Here is a 16,726-nt window from a genome sequence, read left to right on the forward strand (position 1 = left end):
TCTTATAGTGGGGGAAATAGGGTCGGGTATTCTGGCCGAAATGATGATTAGAAGAACGGCAGCGTTGGTGCGGCACCACGGGAAATGCGTGCGAAAATACCGGTATCCAGCGGGCGATTGTCATTGGTTAATTCCAGCGCATCGAGATGCCCGGAGACGGTGGTGTGGTTTGCCTGGTAGCGCACAAAGCGTATTTTCAACCATGGGTAGGCCAGACCCAGCGTTAGCAGGGAACCAAACGTCAGAAGCAGTAAATTGATCGCCATGCCGATAAAGGTGATGGATGAATGAAAGCGGATGTCGTTGTCGAGAGTGAGATTATTGAACGCATAGTTGCGTAGTGCGGCGAAAGCATAGGCGAAAGAAATTAATAAACCTACGATATATAGTAGGTATGTCAATGTGAACAGCCCTCCAAGGCCATCCAGTGAGCCTAATAATATGCGATTGAATGATGCCATCAGGACTTTAACAATCACCAGCAGAAAGGGAACAATAATTGCCAGGGAAATAAGTGAGATAATAATGCATTTGGATGTGTTGAGGGTTAAGTTAAATTTATGGATGCCAAAGTTTGTGTTTTTGGCAAATAGCTCTATCCAGTTGCGATAAACAATGCCATTGATAATGGCGAAGACGATGGCGCTAATAATAAGCCCACAGGCAACACGAATTAGCAGCGCATTGAGGTTTGATGGTTCCCCTAAAAGAAGTCTCCATCCGCTAAACACGAACAGCAGCAATACTACTGCCAGAATGGGCATCCCCAGAGTAACCCACCATGCGCGCAGCATTGAACAGTGAAAACCAAAGTGCACATTGTTCAGTGAGGTCATCGCGGCGTGGTAGTTAAGGCTCTTCACCGCCATGCATGGGAAGAACAGCATAATGACCCAGGGCGCGAATATAATCTCTTCAGAATGGGTAATGGTGAATTCGATAAAGCAAAGAATAGCGATAATGATGGAGATAATCAGCCAGCTTAAAAATAACGCACTGCCCTTAGCATGATAATCAAATCGGGCGCCATTGAGTTCCATGTTTTCATAAATATAACGGCGACTACGAACAAATGCCCAGGGAAGAAATATCCCACACGTTATAATTGACAGTAATACATTAACTAAACAAATCATAAAGAATGAAGAGCCTTTGCCATGAAAATGAAAGGCGTGTACTTCCCTATTCTCATCGACGAGAGAGTGGTTCATGTAACATCCTTGTTCTTATTGGATAATGAATAGAAAGAACGTTCTTTATACATGAAATGCTGAGGAATAAGAACCTGACGGTTTTTTTTCAGAATACCGGCCGTCTCTTGCATCGGCAAAAAGAGAGTGATATTAAATGAATGTATTATATCTACTGCATAAATTTAATTTATGTATGATTTGCGGCTTTGCCGCCTTTGGGATGCAGTATAAGGATCGTAATGAATTGGGCACACGTATTATTAGCAGGCTATATCGGGGCGGTGATTGCTGCAGTTGTTAGCGTATTTCGCAAAAAGGGTTGGGTAGGCAAGGTCTCGGGGGTGGTTATCTTTGTGGTCGCCATCCTCGCCTGGAACCTGTTTGATGTGCATTACCTTATCCCACGGGAAAGCCCGGAATACGGTATGACTGAAGAGCAGAAGTTTGAGTCAGCGATGCTGAAAATGCCGACTTTCCAGGTGATTAAAGAACAAGACCCAGCCTTCTGGGAGCATATTCGCAGCCAGGCTGTGCAGATGAAAGAGGCGGGTAAGAACGAGCAGCAGGTGATCGATGCGATCCAACCGCAGGTGCTACAGCTGCAGATGGCGAGGCTACAACAAGCGCCTGATGCTAACGTGGTGGAGTATATGAAGATCAACCTGGAGCAGATGGCCGCAGTGGAAAAGGCCGGTGCTGATGAGTGCTTCCGTTTTCTATTCCCGGCGGTGAAAGGGGGGATCAACCCGGTACGCCTGATATCGCGGGAAATCCTCGAACGTCGTATGGAGAGCGATGCTCGTATGATGCGTGCGGCCTATGGCCCTGATAAACACACCGTCACCGCACAGGAAAAGCATCAGGCGCTGCTCGATATGCAAAGCCTTGGCCCGACGCTGATGCAGAATTATGGCCAGGATCTAGAGATTATGTCTGACCCCAGCAAAGGCGTGGGAAAAGAGAAAATCGCCTGCGATCTGGTGCAGAGTTTCTGGAGTCAGGTCGTAGCGTTACCGCCAGCCAATGCGGCGGGGGTTATTCGCCTCGCGGTCTCGCCTGAAATGCAGTAAACCGGATAACCCCTTTGAGTACGCTTAAAGGGGTTTTAGCATTCGCACTTCACAATCGACATGTCCGGTGCAGCCCAGCGGCTCGGCGATATGGACGAACCCCAGGTGTTCATAGAGGCGGATGGCTTCTGTCAGAAACGCCGTGGTCTCAAGATAGCACTGCTTAAAACCCTGCTCTCGGGCGTGCTCAAGTGCCATCAGCGCCAGCTTTTTCGCCAGCCCCTGACCGCGAACGCTTGGCAGGAAATACATCTTTTGCAGCTCGCAAATATCCGGCTCGCTGCAGCCTAACGGCGCCACGCCGCCACCGCCCACCACCTGACCATTCTGCTCAACGACCCAATAGGCCGCGCCCGGCTGGCTGTAAACCTGGAACAGCTCATCCAGATTGGGGTCGGCCACCGTGTAGCCTTTATCGGCGGTCAGACCGTGCTCGGCGGAAACCTCGCGGATAACGTTGGCAATGGCGGCGTTGTCGTCGGCCTTAAGGCGGCGCAGCGTCGCGGAGACAGGGGTAATGACACTCATAGCGAACTCATGACGTAAACGTGGAACATATGCAGTTAATAACACTGCGGGGAGGGGGAGTGCAAGCGAGGATAATTCAATAAAAAGCCTCTGAACGAGAACGCCAGAGGCTTTTTATTCGTCTGTGGTGTCGGATGCGCTACGCTTATCCGACCTACGTTGACGGTGCCCGTAGGCCGGATAAGCGTAGCGCCATCCGGCAAACGTACAGGCACGATTTTTACAGCGCGGCGATGACCGCCTGCTGCTCAATCAGCTTCGCTTTCGCTTCCGCGTAACCGTCCAGCTTCTCACGCTCTTTAGCAATCACCGCTTCCGGTGCGCGAGCAACGAAACCTTCGTTGGAGAGCTTGCCTTCGATACGGGCAATCTCACCTTCGATTTTCGCCACTTCTTTTGCCAGACGCGCCAGCTCATCTTCTTTATTGATGAGGCCGGCCATCGGGATCAGCAGCTCGGCGCCGTCGATGATTTTGGTCACGGAAACCGGACCTTTGTCATCGGCTGGCAGCACGGTGATGCTTTCCAGACGGGCCAGGTTCAGCAGGAAGCTACGGTTGTCGTTCACACGGCGCATCGCGTCGGCGCTGCAACCACGCAGCAACAGCTCCAGCGGTTTGCCTGGGGCGATGTTCATTTCCGCGCGGATGTTACGTACGGCAACGATCGCCTGCTTCAGCCACTCGGTATCAGCCAGCGCTGCTTCATCAACCTGTGCAGCGTTATATTCCGGGAACGGCTGCAGCATGATGGTATCTGCGGTGTTGCCGCAAATGACTTTCACGCGCTGCCAGATGGTCTCGGTGATGAATGGAATGATCGGGTGCGCCAGGCGCAGCAGACCTTCCAGCACGGTGACCAGCGTATTGCGAGTGCCGCGCAGTTCAGACTCGGAACCCCCGGTCATTACCGGCTTGGTCAGCTCCAGATACCAGTCACAGAACTGGTTCCAGGTGAACTCGTACAGGATGCCCGCAGCGATGTCGAAGCGGAAGTTATCCAGCGCCTCGCGGTACGCTTTCACGGTCTGGTTGAATTCAGCCAGGATCCAGCGGTCTGCCAGAGAAAGGGTCATTTCTCCGCCGTTGAAGCCGCAATCCTGATCTTCGGTGTTCATCAGCACGAAGCGGCTAGCGTTCCACAGCTTGTTACAGAAGTTACGGTAACCTTCCAGACGCTTCATGTCCCAGTTGATATCGCGGCCGGTAGAGGCCAGCGCTGCCAGGGTGAAACGCAGGGCATCGGTGCCGTGTGGCTCGATGCCGTCCGGGAACTGTTTCTCGGTACGTTTGGCAATTTTCTCAGCCAGCTGCGGCTGCATCATGTTGCCGGTACGCTTAGCAAGCAGGTCTGCCAGCGAGATACCGTCGACCATATCCAGCGGGTCGATAACGTTACCTTTGGACTTGGACATCTTCTGGCCTTCGTCGTCACGAATCAGACCGGTCATGTAGACGGTCTTGAACGGAACCTGTGGCTTGCCGTTTTCATCTTTGATGAAGTGCATGGTCATCATGATCATGCGGGCAATCCAGAAGAAGATGATGTCGAAGCCGGAAACCATCACGCTGGTTGGGTGGAACTGACGCAGCGCGTCGGTGTTTTCCGGCCAGCCCAGGGTAGAGAAGGTCCACAGCGCGGAGGAGAACCAGGTATCCAGAACGTCTTCGTCCTGACGCAGCGCAACGTCGGCGCCGAGGTTGTTTTCCTGACGCACTTCATCTTCGGTGCGGCCAACGTAGACGTTGCCGTCGTTGTCATACCATGCCGGGATACGGTGACCCCACCACAGCTGACGGGAGATACACCAGTCCTGAATATCGCGCATCCAGGAGAAGTACATGTTTTCGTACTGCTTCGGTACGAACTGAATGTCGCCGTTCTCAACCGCTTCCACCGCCGGTTTCGCCAGCACGTCAGCACGGACGTACCACTGGTCGGTCAGCATTGGCTCGATAACCACGCCGCCACGGTCGCCGTAAGGAACGGTCAGATCGTGAGGTTTGATCTCTTCCAGCAGGCCCATCGCATCGATGGCAGCCACGATCGCTTTACGCGCGGCAAAGCGTTCCAGCTTCTGGAATTCAGCCGGGATAGCGTTGGAGTAAACGTCAGACTCTTCGCCCTTGGTGTCATAAACTTCCGCGGTTTCACGGATGTCGCCATCAAAGGTCAGAATGTTGATCATCGGCAGCGCGTGACGACGACCGACTTCATAGTCGTTAAAGTCGTGCGCAGGGGTGATCTTCACGCAGCCGGTGCCTTTTTCCATATCGGCGTGTTCGTCGCCCACGATAGGAATACGGCGGTCAACCAGCGGCAGAACAACGAATTTGCCAATCAGATCTTTATAGCGCGGATCTTCCGGGTTCACGGCTACGCCGGTATCGCCCAGAATGGTTTCCGGACGTGTAGTTGCCACGACCAGGTAATCTTTACCGTCTGCGGTTTTCGCGCCGTCGGCCAGCGGATAGCGGATATGCCACATCGAGCCTTTAGACTCGCGGTTTTCCACTTCCAGGTCAGAGATGGCGGTGCGCAGTTTCGGGTCCCAGTTTACCAGGCGTTTGCCACGGTAAATCAGGTCTTCTTTGTACAGGCGGACAAAGACTTCTTTCACGGCATTGGAAAGGCCTTCGTCCATGGTGAAGCGCTCGCGCTCCCAGTCAACAGAGTTGCCGAGACGGCGCATCTGACGGGTAATGGTGCCGCCGGATTCCGCTTTCCACTGCCAGATTTTGTCGATGAAGGCATCGCGACCGTAGTCGTGACGAGTTTTACCTTCTTCAGCGGCAATCTTACGCTCAACCACCATCTGGGTAGCGATACCCGCGTGGTCGGTACCGGCCTGCCACAGGGTGTTTTTGCCCTGCATGCGCTGGTAGCGAATCATGGTGTCCATGATGGTTTGCTGGAAAGCATGACCCATATGCAAACTGCCGGTGACGTTCGGCGGCGGGATCATGATGCAGAAGGACTCTTTGCTTTCGTCGCCGTTAGGCTTGAAATAGCCCTGCTGTTCCCAGTGCTCGTAAAGCGGCTGTTCGATATCTTGCGGGTTATATGTCTTTTCCATTATTTCCAGGTTGCCGTATTCAGGTTAAAACCAGCCACGCGGTAGGCTTTGTAGCGATCGCGTGCGAGTTGTTTCAGAGTTTCTTCGTAAGGGACGAAGTCTACCACTTCTGTGAAAGCGGTGGCAAAATCTGCAAAGTTTACCCGCAGACTTATCAGTATATCCCGTGGGCTGCTGTTGCGCTTGGCAGGCCAGGCTATCTCCACCGGCGCACCGCCTCTTGGGCCTTCGCCCGCCAGATTATGCGGCACAAAACTGTCCGGAGGACGGCTCCACAGGGCTTCATCCAGGCGAATGGCCTGCTGCTCGTCTTCGCAGGCGATCAGCACGCGCTTGCCCGCGCGCCAACGTTCTGCGGCAATTTCACACACCAGTTGCTCGACGGCGCTGAGGTCGTCGACGGTGGTGTCATTGTCCAGAAGATAGAACGTCGCATTCTTCATATATGGGGCTTCTTGTGATGGATTTAAATACAAGGCCGGGTGACCCGGCCTTTTGCCTGATGGCGACGCTGGCGCGTCTTATCGGGCCTACAGCGCACAGTCTTGTAGGCCCGATAAGCGCAGCGCCATCCGGCATTTCAGCTTTACTCTTCGCCGTTAAAACCCGCGCGGTTCAGCAGGAACTGCGACAGCAGCGCCACTGGACGACCGGTAGCGCCTTTGGCCTTGCCGGAGCGCCATGCGGTGCCGGCGATGTCCAGGTGAGCCCAGTTGTACTTACGGGTAAAGCGCGCCAGGAAGCAGCCTGCGGTAATCGCACCGCCAGGACGGCCGCCGATGTTGGCCATATCTGCGAAGTTAGACTCCAGCTGTTCCTGATACTCATCACCCAGCGGCAGACGCCATGCGCGGTCGCCAGCCTGCTCGGACGCGCCAATCAGCTCGTGCGCCAGCGGGTTGTGGTTCGACATCAGGCCGGTGATGTGATGGCCCAGCGCAATCACGCAGGCACCGGTCAGCGTTGCCACGTCGATAACTGCTTCTGGTTCGAAGCGCTCAACGTAGGTCAGAACGTCGCACAGCACCAGACGGCCTTCGGCATCGGTGTTCAGTACTTCAACGGTCTGGCCGGACATAGTGGTCAGCACGTCGCCCGGACGATACGCGCGCCCGCCAGGCATGTTTTCACAGCCCGCCAGCACGCCGATCACGTTGATTGGCAGTTGCAGTTCCGCAACCATCCGCATCACGCCGTACACCGCCGCTGCGCCGCACATGTCGTACTTCATCTCGTCCATGCCTTCGGCAGGCTTGATGGAGATACCGCCGGAGTCGAAGGTCAGGCCTTTACCAACCAGTACGATTGGGCGAACGTCTTCGGAAGCCACGCCTTTATACTCGATGACCGACATCAGGGATTCGTTCTGCGAACCGTTGCCGACCGCGAGGTAGGAGTGCATGCCCAGCTCTTTCATCTGCTGTTCGCCGATGACGCGGGTGATAACGTTTTTGCTGTAGCTGTCTGCAAGCTGACGCGCCTGAGAAGCCAGGTAGGCCGCGTTACAGATGTTTGGCGGCATGTTGCCGAGGTCTTTCGCCGCTTTGATACCGGCAGCAATCGCCAGACCGTGCTGAATGGCACGTTCGCCGCTGGTCAGTTCACGGCGTGTTGGCACGTTGAAGACCATTTTACGCAGCGGGCGGCGCGGCTCGCTTTTGTTGGTTTTAAGCTGGTCGAAGCTGTACAGCGTCTCTTTTGCCGTCTCAACCGCCTGGCGTACTTTCCAGTAGTTATTGCGGCCTTTAACGTGCAGTTCGGTCAGGAAGCAGACGGCTTCCATTGAACCGGTATCATTCAGGGTGTTGATGGTTTTCTGAATGACCTGCTTGTACTGGCGCTCGTCGAGCTCGCGCTCTTTACCGCAGCCAATCAGCAGAATGCGTTCTGACAGCACGTTTGGTACGTGGTGCAGCAATAAGGTCTGCCCCGGTTTGCCTTCCAGTTCGCCGCGACGCAGCAGCGCACTGATATAGCCGTCGCTGATTTTATCGAGCTGTTCGGCGATGGGAGAAAGGCGGCGTGGTTCGAATACGCCCACGACGATACAGGCACTCCGCTGCTTCTCCGGGCTACCACTTTTTACACTGAACTCCATGCACTACGCTCCTGAATCTTAAAGACAACGGCGGTGGCTACGGATAGAATTGCAAGCTTACGTAACTCATTTCCGCTGTTGCGGTGACTTCGTGTTAATCTTAACGTTATTACGGTCCTGGCACGTCAGAACAAGTCCTGAAACGTGAAGCCGCTGAGTCATTTAATCTTAGCGATGTTTTCGACGACTCAAGAGAATAAATGACGTTTAAGCCATGAAACAAGCTATTTTCCTGCAATAAGACGGGTTTTTACGGGCGTATTTATAGTGATAATCATACGATATCTGGTGCGGGAGACGCTTAAAAGCCAGCTTGCCATCCTCTTCATCCTGCTTTTGATCTTTTTCTGTCAAAAACTGGTGAGGATCCTCGGCGCGGCGGTCGATGGTGATATCCCGACAAACCTCGTGCTCTCATTGCTCGGGCTCGGCGTGCCTGAAATGGCGCAGCTTATCCTACCGCTGAGTCTGTTCCTCGGTCTTCTGATGACCCTGGGTAAACTGTATACCGAAAGTGAAATCACGGTGATGCACGCCTGCGGCCTGAGTAAAGCCGTGCTGGTGAAAGCGGCGATGGTCCTCGCGCTGTTTACCGGCATCGTTGCTGCTGTCAACGTGATGTGGGCGGGGCCGTGGTCGTCTCGCCATCAGGATGAAGTGCTCGCCGAAGCCAAAGCGAACCCCGGCATGGCGGCGCTGGCGCAGGGCCAGTTCCAGCAGTCTACCGATGGTAACGCGGTGTTATTCATTGAAGGCGTGAATGGCGCAAGCTTCCATGACGTCTTCCTGGCGCAGCTCCGGCCGAAGGGCACCGCGCGCCCTTCTGTGGTGGTGGCCGACACCGGTCAACTCTCGCAGCGTAAAGACGGCTCTCAGGTGGTGACCTTAAATCAGGGTACCCGCTTTGAAGGCACCGCGATGCTGCGTGATTTCCGCATTACCGATTTTAAAAACTATCAGGCCATTATTGGCCATCAGGCCGTAGCCGCTGACCCGACCGACACCGAACAGATGAATATGAGCACGCTGTGGAATACGGATACCGACCGTGCCCGCGCGGAGCTGCACTGGCGTTTCACGTTGGTGCTGACGGTCTTTATCATGGCGCTGATGGTAGTGCCGCTCAGCGTGGTGAACCCACGTCAGGGCCGCGTGCTGTCGATGCTTCCCGCGATGCTGCTATATCTGGTGTTCTTCCTGCTGCAGACCTCGCTGAAGTCGAACGCGGGTAAAGGCAAAATCGACCCGGCAATATGGATGTGGACGGTCAACCTGGCGTACATCGCGCTGGCCGTGGTGCTGAACCTATGGGATACCGTCCCGATGCGCCGCGTTCGCGCCCGTTTTACGCATAAAGGAGCGGTATAATGCAGCCATTTGGTGTACTTGACCGCTATATCGGTAAAACCATTTTCACCACCATCATGATGACGCTGTTCATGCTGGTGTCGCTGTCCGGCATTATCAAGTTCGTTGACCAGTTGAAGAAAGCCGGGCAGGGGAGCTATGACGCGCTGGGCGCGGGCATTTATACCTTGCTCAGCGTCCCGAAAGACGTGCAGATCTTCTTCCCGATGGCGGCGCTGCTTGGCGCACTGCTCGGCCTGGGGATGCTGGCTCAGCGTAGTGAGCTGGTGGTGATGCAGGCCTCTGGCTTCACCCGTTTGCAGGTTGCGCTGTCGGTGATGAAAACCGCTATTCCACTGGTGCTCTTGACCATGGCAATGGGCGAGTGGGTTGCTCCGCAGGGCGAGCAGATGGCGCGTAACTACCGCGCACAGCAGATGTACGGCGGCTCGTTACTCTCTACCCAACAGGGCATGTGGGCGAAAGACGGCCACAACTTTGTCTATATCGAGCGAGTAAAGGGCACCGATGAACTGGGCGGTGTGAGCATCTACTCCTTCAACAGCGAGCGCCGCCTGCAGTCCGTACGCTATGCGGCCAGCGCGAAGTTCGATCAGGAGCAGAAAGAGTGGCGCCTGTCGCAGGTGGATGAATCTAACCTGACCGACCCGAAACAGATTACCGGTTCGCAGACCGTAAGCGGTACCTGGAAAACGACGCTGACGCCGGATAAGCTTGGCGTGGTGGCGCTGGACCCGGATGCGCTTTCTATCAGCGGCCTACACAACTACGTGAAATATCTGCAGGCCAGTGGACAGGATCCCGGCCGCTACCAGCTCAACATGTGGAGCAAAATCTTCCAGCCGCTCTCCGTGGCGGTAATGATGCTGATGGCGCTGTCGTTTATCTTTGGTCCGCTGCGTAGCGTGCCAATGGGTGTGCGGGTAGTGACGGGGATTAGCTTCGGCTTCGTGTTCTACGTCCTCGACCAGATCTTCGGCCCGCTGACGTTGGTATACGGTATCCCGCCGATAATCGGGGCGCTGCTGCCAAGCGCCAGCTTCTTCCTGATAAGCCTCTGGCTGATGATGCGAAAAGCCTAAGCCCTCCTGTAGCCCGGCCGAGCAATAGCGACGCCGGGTTTTTTATGCCAGTTATAACTGTTACCCATGTATCCGGTCTAAAGTGTTACCTATGTTTCCGGTTTGTACCTTTGCTCGCCCGGGTTACTAGTCGTAGGCCGGATAAGGCGTTTACGCCGCCATCCGGCAAACCGGCGATGATGAACTAACGCCGCCGCCCGCCCAGCAGGCTACCCAACATCCCACGCACAATCTGGTTCGTTACCTGACGCACGGCGCTTTTTGCCGCCGTTTGCACCAGACCATCGTGCTTGCCGCCGCGCGGCCCGGTGGTGCCGAAGATAATATCTTTCAGTCCGCCAAGGATGCCGTCATCAGCGCTCTGCTGGCCTTTGACTGGCGGTGCATCCGCTTGACCGGCGCTGTTCTGCACCCCTTTTTGCAGCATCTCGAACGCCGACTCGCGGTCGATTTCATCTTCATACTTACCGTACAGCGGTGAGTTATTGATAAGACCATTGCGCTCATCGTCGGTCACCGGTCCCATGCGTGAACATGGCGCGATAACCATCGCCCGCTCAACGATGGATGGGCTGCCTTTAGCATCGAGGAACGAGATAAGCGCCTCGCCGGTACCCAATTCCTGAATCGCCTGCTCTGTGTTAAACGCCGGATTGGCGCGCATGGTTTGCGCCGCCGTCTTCACCGCTTTCTGATCTTTCGGCGTAAAGGCGCGCAGCGCGTGCTGCACGCGGTTACCCAACTGGCCCAGCACCGCATCGGGAATATCCGACGGGTTCTGCGACACAAAGTAGACGCCCACGCCCTTAGAGCGAATCAGGCGGATCACCTGTTCGATTTTATCCAGCAGCACCTGCGGCGCATCGCTAAACAGCAGGTGCGCTTCATCGAAGAAAAAGACCAGCTTCGGCTTTTCGAGGTCGCCTGCTTCCGGCAACTGCTCGTACAGCTCGGAGAGCATCCACAGCAGGCTGGCAGCGTAAAGCTTCGGCATCTGGTAGAGCTTTTCAGCGCTGAGGATATTGATGATGCCTTTACCGTTGCTGTCGGTACGCATCCAGTCTTTGATATCGAGCATCGGCTCGCCGAAGAAGTGCTCGGCACCTTGCTGCTCCAGCGTCAGCAGCCCGCGCTGGATGGCGCCGACGGAAGCGGTGCTGATATTGCCGTACTGGTTCTGGAAGGATTTGGCGTTATCGCCGATGTACTGGGTGATAGCCCGCAGGTCTTTGAAATCCAGCAACAGCAGGCCCTGATCGTCGGCGATGCGGAAGATAATATTCAGCACCCCGGACTGCACCTCGTTGAGATTAAGCAGGCGAGCCAGCAGCAGCGGGCCGAGGTCGGAGACCGTGGCGCGAACCGGGTGGCCCTTCTCGCCGAAGATATCCCACACCACCACCGGGTTAGCATGCGGTTCCCAGCCGGTCACACCGATATTGTTCAGACGCGTCATTAGCTTCTCAGAGGCCTGGCCTTCCTCTGCCACGCCGGTCAGGTCGCCTTTCACATCCGCCATAAAGACCGGCACGCCAATCTCCGAGAACGACTCGGCCATCTTTTGCAAGGTGACGGTTTTCCCGGTGCCGGTAGCGCCGGTGATCAGCCCGTGACGGTTGGCCATATTGGGCAGCAGTTCAAGCTGCTTGTCCTGGGTGCGTGCGATAAGCAAAGGTGCGCTCATGGGTAATCCTCCATTTATTCTGCGTCGAGTATAGGCAAAACAACGACGTCTCGCGGCAGTAAATTGTCTGTTTTGCGGCGCGTTATCCAGCGCCGACTATGCTTTGCATACGGTTTACTTTTTTTTGGAATGTTATGTCCAGATTCTTCTTTAACGAGCGCAAACACCTTGTGGATGATGCGCTTGAAGGCTTAGTGTTGTCTGCACCTCACGCGAACCTGGTGCGATTGGATATCGACCCGGCGATTCGTATTGTCGCCCGCAGCGACTGGGATAAAAGCCGGGTGGCGATCATCTCCGGCGGCGGCTCCGGCCACGAACCGGCGCACGCGGGTTTTGTCGGCAGGGGCATGCTCACCGCTGCCGTATGTGGCGATCTCTTTGCCTCACCGAGCGTTGATGCGGTGCTGAACGCCATTGTGGCGGTCACGGGGGATCGCGGCTGCCTGCTGATCGTCAAAAACTACACCGGCGACCGCCTCAACTTTGGCCTCGCCGCCGAAAAGGCCAAACGCTATGGCCTGAAGGTCGAGATGGTGATTGTTGCCGACGACGTTGCGCTGCCGGATAACAAACAGCCGCGCGGTATTGCGGGCACGGCGCTGGTGCATAAAGTGGCGGGCTTTGCTGCGGAACAGGGGAAATCGCTCAGCGAAGTACACGAGATAGCTCAGCAGGCCAGCCGCGGCGTGTTCAGCCTGGGGCTGGCGATGGAGACCTGCAATTTACCCGGCGGTGAGACTGAAGATCGCATCAAGCCCGGTCAGGTGGAGTTGGGGCTTGGCATCCACGGTGAGCCCGGCGCTTCGACGGTCAGCAGCCATAACAGCAAACAGCTGATCGGCACGCTGGTCGAGACCCTGAAAGCCTCGGTGGGTGATAACCGCGTGGCGGTGTTGATCAACAACCTGGGCGGCGTGTCGGAGCTTGAGATGGCGCTGCTTGCCAAAGAGCTTGCGCACTCCGCGCTGCTTGAACAGATAGCCTATCTGATTGGCCCGGCGACGCTGGTCAGTTCGCTCGATATGAAGGGCTTCTCGCTCTCGCTGATCGTTCTGAATCAGGCCATTGAAGAGGCGCTGCTAGCCGACGTTGAGACCAGCGGTTGGGTAAAAGCCGTGGCTTTTGCGCCGCTGAGAACCCTGGCGCATGCCAAAGTACACGACGCGCTGGAGGTACAACCGTCGGAGAACCCGCAGGTGCATACGCTGGTGGCACAGGCTACTCAGACGCTGTTGGGCTTAGAGAGCCGCCTGAACGCGCTGGATGCCAAAGTGGGCGACGGTGATACCGGCTCGACCTTTGCGCTGGGCGCGCAGGATGTTGCTACGCTGCTCAAGCAGAACGCGCTGCCGCTGAACAACCCGGCGCAGCTTCTACAGCTGATTGGCGAACGTCTGGCAACGGTGATGGGCGGCTCAAGCGGCGTGCTGATGTCGCTGTTCTTCACCGCTGCCGGGCAGGCGTTGGCGCAGGGCGAACCGCTAGCCAATGCGCTACTGGCCGGGCTAAAGCAGATGAAGTTCTACGGCGGTGCCGCACCTGGCGACCGTACGTTAATTGATGCCCTGCAACCGGCGCTGGAAGCGCTGCGTGATAAGGGGCTGGCCGAAGCGATTGCGGCAGCACAGCAGGGTGCTGACAGCACGGCGACGATGCAAAAAGCGAAAGCGGGGCGCGCATCGTACGTGAACAGCGACAACCTGAACGGCGTGCCGGACCCAGGTGCCGTTGCCGTAGCGGAAGTCTTCGCGGCCTTCGCAAAAGCTTAACGACGAAGAGAAGAACCGGCGGCAGAATGCCGCCGGAAAACATCAGAAATCAGCCTTCAACACCACGCGGTAACGGGCTTTGCCGTCACGCACGTGCTGGATGGCATCGTTGATTTTCGACATCGGGAACAGCTCAGTGATGGGCGCGACTTTGCTGCGACCGGCAAACTTCATCAGCTTGCGCAGTTCGAACGGGTTACCCGTCGCCGAACCAGAGACGCTGCGGTCGCCGCCAATCAGGGTAAACGCCGGTACCGGCAGTGGCGTCAGCACCGCGCCGACGGTGTGGAAGTTCCCGCCTGAGGCCAGCGCTTCGAAGTACGGCTGCCAGTTCAGGTCAACGTTGACGGTGTTGATGATCAGGTCAAACTGACCCGCCAGCTCTTTGAGCGCTTCCGGCGAACGGCTGTTAACCACATGGTCTGCACCCATCGCCCGCACTTCCTGCTCTTTCGACGGATTAGAACTGAACGCTGTCACTTCCGCACCCATCGCGCGCAGCAGCTTAATGGCGATATGCCCCAGACCACCAATCCCAATCACCCCTACGCGGCTGGTGGCAGTAACGTGATGCATCAGCAGCGGTTTAAAGACGGTGATCCCGCCGCACAGCATCGGGCCTGCGGTTTCGATATCAATGTTGTCCGGCAGCGGAATAACCCATTGCCAGTCGGCGCGCAGCTTATCGGCAAAGCCGCCGTGGTTGAGGATGGTCGGCACCGAGCCTTCGGTACAGTTAATCTGGTTGCCATCGATACAGGCATCGCAGTGGCCGCAGCTTCGCGCCGTCCAGCCAATGCCCACGCGCTGACCAATCTTCAGCCCCTTACTCTGCGCCGTGCTGCCCAGCGCCACCACGTGACCAATCACCTCGTGGCCGGCAACCAGCGGATATTGAGAGAACCCCCATTCGTTGTCGATCATTGACAGGTCCGAGTGGCAGATTCCGCAGTAATCCACTTTCACCTCAACGTCTTCCGGCAGCAGCTCCCCGGCATCGTATTCCCAGACTTCCAGTTCTGCCCCGGCATTTTTCGCGGCGTAGCTTTTTATTATGGACATCGTGTATCTCTCAGTGTGGTGTTGAACAGAGAGTGTAGAGCATGTGGGGGCGGGGCGCTTGGCGGAAGGGGGGATTAAGAACGCTTCTGTAACAGTGCGTTTAACCACATCTCGCTGCGATCGGGACGCTTGTCTTCCGTTATCCAGTGACCGACAAGCGTAATACCCGCAAGCCCTGCCAGCAGGGTATTCAACCCTTGCTCATTGAGATCGGTAAAGTGGCGGCCATCTTTGACTCGCTCGCCGTCACCATACTTAAAGGAGATATACCAGATGCCGCCGGGCTTAAGCGCTCGCGCCAGTTTTGCCATCGCATCCGGCAGCTCGGCGGCGCTAACGTGCAGCAGCGAGGCGCAGCACCAGATGCCGTCGTAAAGATTAACGGTATCGACGTCGCTAAAGGTCATTTGCTTAACCAACAGCCCGGTATGCTGGCTGGCAAGTTTTGCCATTTTCGCCGTCGCATCGAACGCCTCAACCTGATAGCCCTGTTGCAAAAACGCTTTGCTATCGCGCCCGGAGCCGCATCCGGCATCCAGAATCCGGCCGCCTTTTGGAATGTGCTCCAGAAAAGGCGTATAGAGTGAACCCATATCAACGTTGACCGTTGAGTTAAAAAAATCGTCGGCGTGGTGCTGGTAGTATTCAAGCGTCATCAGAAAGTATCCGTTCCCTGTGCGACAGGTTCCCATTGGTGAAAAAGGACTTGTAGCGCATCGTTCCAGCTAGTGGCCAGGAATTTTTCGCGCTGCGCCGTCGCCGTTCCGGTTTGCCGAATCAACGTTTCGCGCAGCGGCAGGTGGCTATTGATAAAGTACTCGTTTCTATCGTGCAGGCGCTGAAGCAGCTTGCGGGACGGCAGGCGCGCGAACTTGCCTTTTTCGCCCCGGTTGCACTCCTTACATGCCAGCACCAGATTCCAGACGCCATTCACGTTACGCACCTGCTCACGCGCGCTCCACGGGATAAAGTGGTCAACATCAGCAAACTGTTCATCGCCCGGCTGTAGGCTGATGGGTGCATAGCAGTAGAAGCAGCGCCCTTTCTGGTAGCCGTTAAGGCTATCGCGACAGCTCGAGATGGCCACGCGGCGATCGCTACTGCGGCTAAACAGCATCTGATCGTTATCGTCGTACTCCACGTTGATAAGCTGGCTGGAGATATTCATCGCCCACGCCTGCTCGACCAGGCTCCAGCGCGCGTTGGTTTCAAAGCTGAGGTTTTGATACTGCAAGCGCTCACCCAGACGGTAAAAATTCTCCGTCAGGCGGATACCTTTGTGGGTTTTGCGCTCATCGATAAAAAAACGTTTCTCAATCTCGCCCTGATTCACATTGTGGAAGGCATCAATCACATTGTTGAACCCCTGACGCACCGTAATTGCGGTTAATGCATCACGGGTGATTTCCCCCGCATTGAACTGCGAACAGGCGCTAATAAACTGGCTGCTGCGCGAGGTTATCTGCTTAGGCGCATGTTGCAGATGGCGACAGAGATGATCGCTGAACGGCACCGCCAGATCCTCCAGCAAGATCAGATCGCAACCTTCAGGTTTGAGATCGTACAGCGCATGCGCCAGCGCGAACTTATAGGACGCGACGTTTTTGCCAAAGAGAATAATCCCGCGCCAGTAGTTCTCCAGCGTGGGTTCAACCTGATAGAAGCGCATAGCGATGCCCTGAGCACAATGGCCGTTGTTACGAGATTCAGTAACGCGATCTCATATCAAACGAGGGAAAATGTAAACCGACCCGGTCACGTTGCATTTTTTTGCGAGGCGGATTCCAGGAAAA

13 protein-coding genes are annotated in these 16,726 nt (G+C 55.9%); 4 read left to right on the top strand and 9 right to left on the bottom strand.

The window, feature by feature from the left end; genetic code table 11:
* Positions 1-47 precede the first annotated feature (47 nt).
* Positions 48-1,211 (bottom strand): YjgN family protein, encoded by a 1,164-nt coding sequence (locus ACLGE8_RS19765; protein WP_411000639.1) that lies wholly within the window; start codon positions 1,209-1,211, stop codon positions 48-50.
* A 221-nt stretch (positions 1,212-1,432) separates the two neighbouring features.
* Here ACLGE8_RS19765 and ACLGE8_RS19770 point away from each other — a divergent pair, with 221 nt between their 5' ends.
* On the top strand, positions 1,433-2,263 hold the full coding sequence (locus ACLGE8_RS19770; RefSeq protein ID WP_411000641.1) for a topoisomerase II: 831 nt from the start codon (positions 1,433-1,435) through the stop codon (positions 2,261-2,263).
* A 24-nt stretch (positions 2,264-2,287) separates the two neighbouring features.
* On the opposite strand, the gene ACLGE8_RS19775 is transcribed toward ACLGE8_RS19770, so the two are convergent.
* The 4 genes from ACLGE8_RS19775 to pepA all read right to left on the bottom strand — a co-directional run bounded on the left by ACLGE8_RS19775 (position 2,288) and on the right by pepA (position 7,965).
* A complete protein-coding gene (locus ACLGE8_RS19775; RefSeq protein WP_411000643.1) occupies positions 2,288-2,791 on the bottom strand; it encodes a GNAT family N-acetyltransferase in 504 nt (167 codons plus the stop codon).
* Between the two features lie 220 nt (positions 2,792-3,011).
* A complete protein-coding gene (locus ACLGE8_RS19780) occupies positions 3,012-5,867 on the bottom strand; it encodes a valine--tRNA ligase (protein ID WP_411000645.1) in 2,856 nt (951 codons plus the stop codon).
* Positions 5,867-6,310, bottom strand: a complete 444-nt coding sequence (gene holC, locus ACLGE8_RS19785; RefSeq protein WP_035892786.1) for a DNA polymerase III subunit chi — start codon at positions 6,308-6,310, stop codon at positions 5,867-5,869. The genes ACLGE8_RS19780 and holC overlap by 1 nt, the downstream gene beginning before the upstream one ends.
* A gap of 143 nt (positions 6,311-6,453) precedes the next feature.
* Positions 6,454-7,965 (bottom strand): leucyl aminopeptidase, encoded by a 1,512-nt coding sequence (gene pepA / locus ACLGE8_RS19790; protein ID WP_035892787.1) that lies wholly within the window; start codon positions 7,963-7,965, stop codon positions 6,454-6,456.
* 267 nt (positions 7,966-8,232) lie between these two features.
* On the opposite strand from pepA, the gene lptF reads away from it, so the two are divergent.
* On the top strand, positions 8,233-9,333 hold the full coding sequence (gene lptF, locus ACLGE8_RS19795; RefSeq protein ID WP_368300052.1) for an LPS export ABC transporter permease LptF: 1,101 nt from the start codon (positions 8,233-8,235) through the stop codon (positions 9,331-9,333).
* Positions 9,333-10,415 carry an LPS export ABC transporter permease LptG gene (gene lptG, locus ACLGE8_RS19800; RefSeq protein ID WP_185669171.1) on the top strand — a complete coding sequence of 361 codons (1,083 nt, stop codon included), beginning with the start codon at positions 9,333-9,335 and terminating at the stop codon, positions 10,413-10,415. The genes lptF and lptG overlap by 1 nt, the downstream gene beginning before the upstream one ends.
* A 184-nt stretch (positions 10,416-10,599) precedes the next feature.
* On the opposite strand, the gene ACLGE8_RS19805 is transcribed toward lptG, so the two are convergent.
* The gene (locus ACLGE8_RS19805; RefSeq protein WP_411000648.1) at positions 10,600-12,099 is read right to left on the bottom strand and encodes a helicase HerA-like C-terminal domain-containing protein; all 1,500 of its coding nucleotides are present in this window, start codon (positions 12,097-12,099) and stop codon (positions 10,600-10,602) included.
* Between the two features lie 134 nt (positions 12,100-12,233).
* Between ACLGE8_RS19805 and ACLGE8_RS19810 the strand changes: the two genes are divergently transcribed.
* Positions 12,234-13,871: a dihydroxyacetone kinase subunit DhaK gene (locus ACLGE8_RS19810; protein WP_411000650.1), complete on the top strand. Its 1,638-nt coding sequence runs from the start codon at positions 12,234-12,236 to the stop codon at positions 13,869-13,871.
* Positions 13,872-13,913: 42 nt separating this feature from the next.
* On the opposite strand, the gene ACLGE8_RS19815 is transcribed toward ACLGE8_RS19810, so the two are convergent.
* From ACLGE8_RS19815 to ACLGE8_RS19825, 3 genes are all read right to left on the bottom strand, one after another.
* Positions 13,914-14,933 (bottom strand): NAD(P)-dependent alcohol dehydrogenase, encoded by a 1,020-nt coding sequence (locus ACLGE8_RS19815; RefSeq protein WP_411000652.1) that lies wholly within the window; start codon positions 14,931-14,933, stop codon positions 13,914-13,916.
* 74 nt (positions 14,934-15,007) lie between these two features.
* Complete coding sequence (locus tag ACLGE8_RS19820) at positions 15,008-15,589, bottom strand: class I SAM-dependent methyltransferase (RefSeq protein WP_411000654.1); 582 nt, start codon at positions 15,587-15,589, stop codon at positions 15,008-15,010.
* The gene (locus tag ACLGE8_RS19825; RefSeq protein WP_411000656.1) at positions 15,589-16,602 is read right to left on the bottom strand and encodes an HNH endonuclease domain-containing protein; all 1,014 of its coding nucleotides are present in this window, start codon (positions 16,600-16,602) and stop codon (positions 15,589-15,591) included. Before ACLGE8_RS19825 ends, ACLGE8_RS19820 begins: the two co-directional genes overlap by 1 nt.
* Positions 16,603-16,726: the final 124 nt, after the last annotated feature.

This window comes from Kluyvera sp. 142486 (assembly GCF_046569695.1).
In the GTDB taxonomy this organism is placed as follows: domain Bacteria; phylum Pseudomonadota; class Gammaproteobacteria; order Enterobacterales; family Enterobacteriaceae; genus Kluyvera.

Coding starts and splice junctions, on each gene's coding strand:
- ACLGE8_RS19770 (WP_411000641.1), top strand. CDS start 1,433: ATGAATTGGGCACACGTATTATTAGCAGGCTATATCGGGGCGGTGATT.
- ACLGE8_RS19765 (WP_411000639.1), bottom strand. CDS start 1,211: ATGAACCACTCTCTCGTCGATGAGAATAGGGAAGTACACGCCTTTCAT.
- lptG (WP_185669171.1), top strand. CDS start 9,333: ATGCAGCCATTTGGTGTACTTGACCGCTATATCGGTAAAACCATTTTC.
- ACLGE8_RS19810 (WP_411000650.1), top strand. CDS start 12,234: ATGTCCAGATTCTTCTTTAACGAGCGCAAACACCTTGTGGATGATGCG.
- ACLGE8_RS19805 (WP_411000648.1), bottom strand. CDS start 12,099: ATGAGCGCACCTTTGCTTATCGCACGCACCCAGGACAAGCAGCTTGAA.
- holC (WP_035892786.1), bottom strand. CDS start 6,310: ATGAAGAATGCGACGTTCTATCTTCTGGACAATGACACCACCGTCGAC.
- ACLGE8_RS19820 (WP_411000654.1), bottom strand. CDS start 15,589: ATGACGCTTGAATACTACCAGCACCACGCCGACGATTTTTTTAACTCA.
- pepA (WP_035892787.1), bottom strand. CDS start 7,965: ATGGAGTTCAGTGTAAAAAGTGGTAGCCCGGAGAAGCAGCGGAGTGCC.
- ACLGE8_RS19825 (WP_411000656.1), bottom strand. CDS start 16,602: ATGCGCTTCTATCAGGTTGAACCCACGCTGGAGAACTACTGGCGCGGG.
- ACLGE8_RS19775 (WP_411000643.1), bottom strand. CDS start 2,791: ATGAGTGTCATTACCCCTGTCTCCGCGACGCTGCGCCGCCTTAAGGCC.
- ACLGE8_RS19815 (WP_411000652.1), bottom strand. CDS start 14,933: ATGTCCATAATAAAAAGCTACGCCGCGAAAAATGCCGGGGCAGAACTG.
- ACLGE8_RS19780 (WP_411000645.1), bottom strand. CDS start 5,867: ATGGAAAAGACATATAACCCGCAAGATATCGAACAGCCGCTTTACGAG.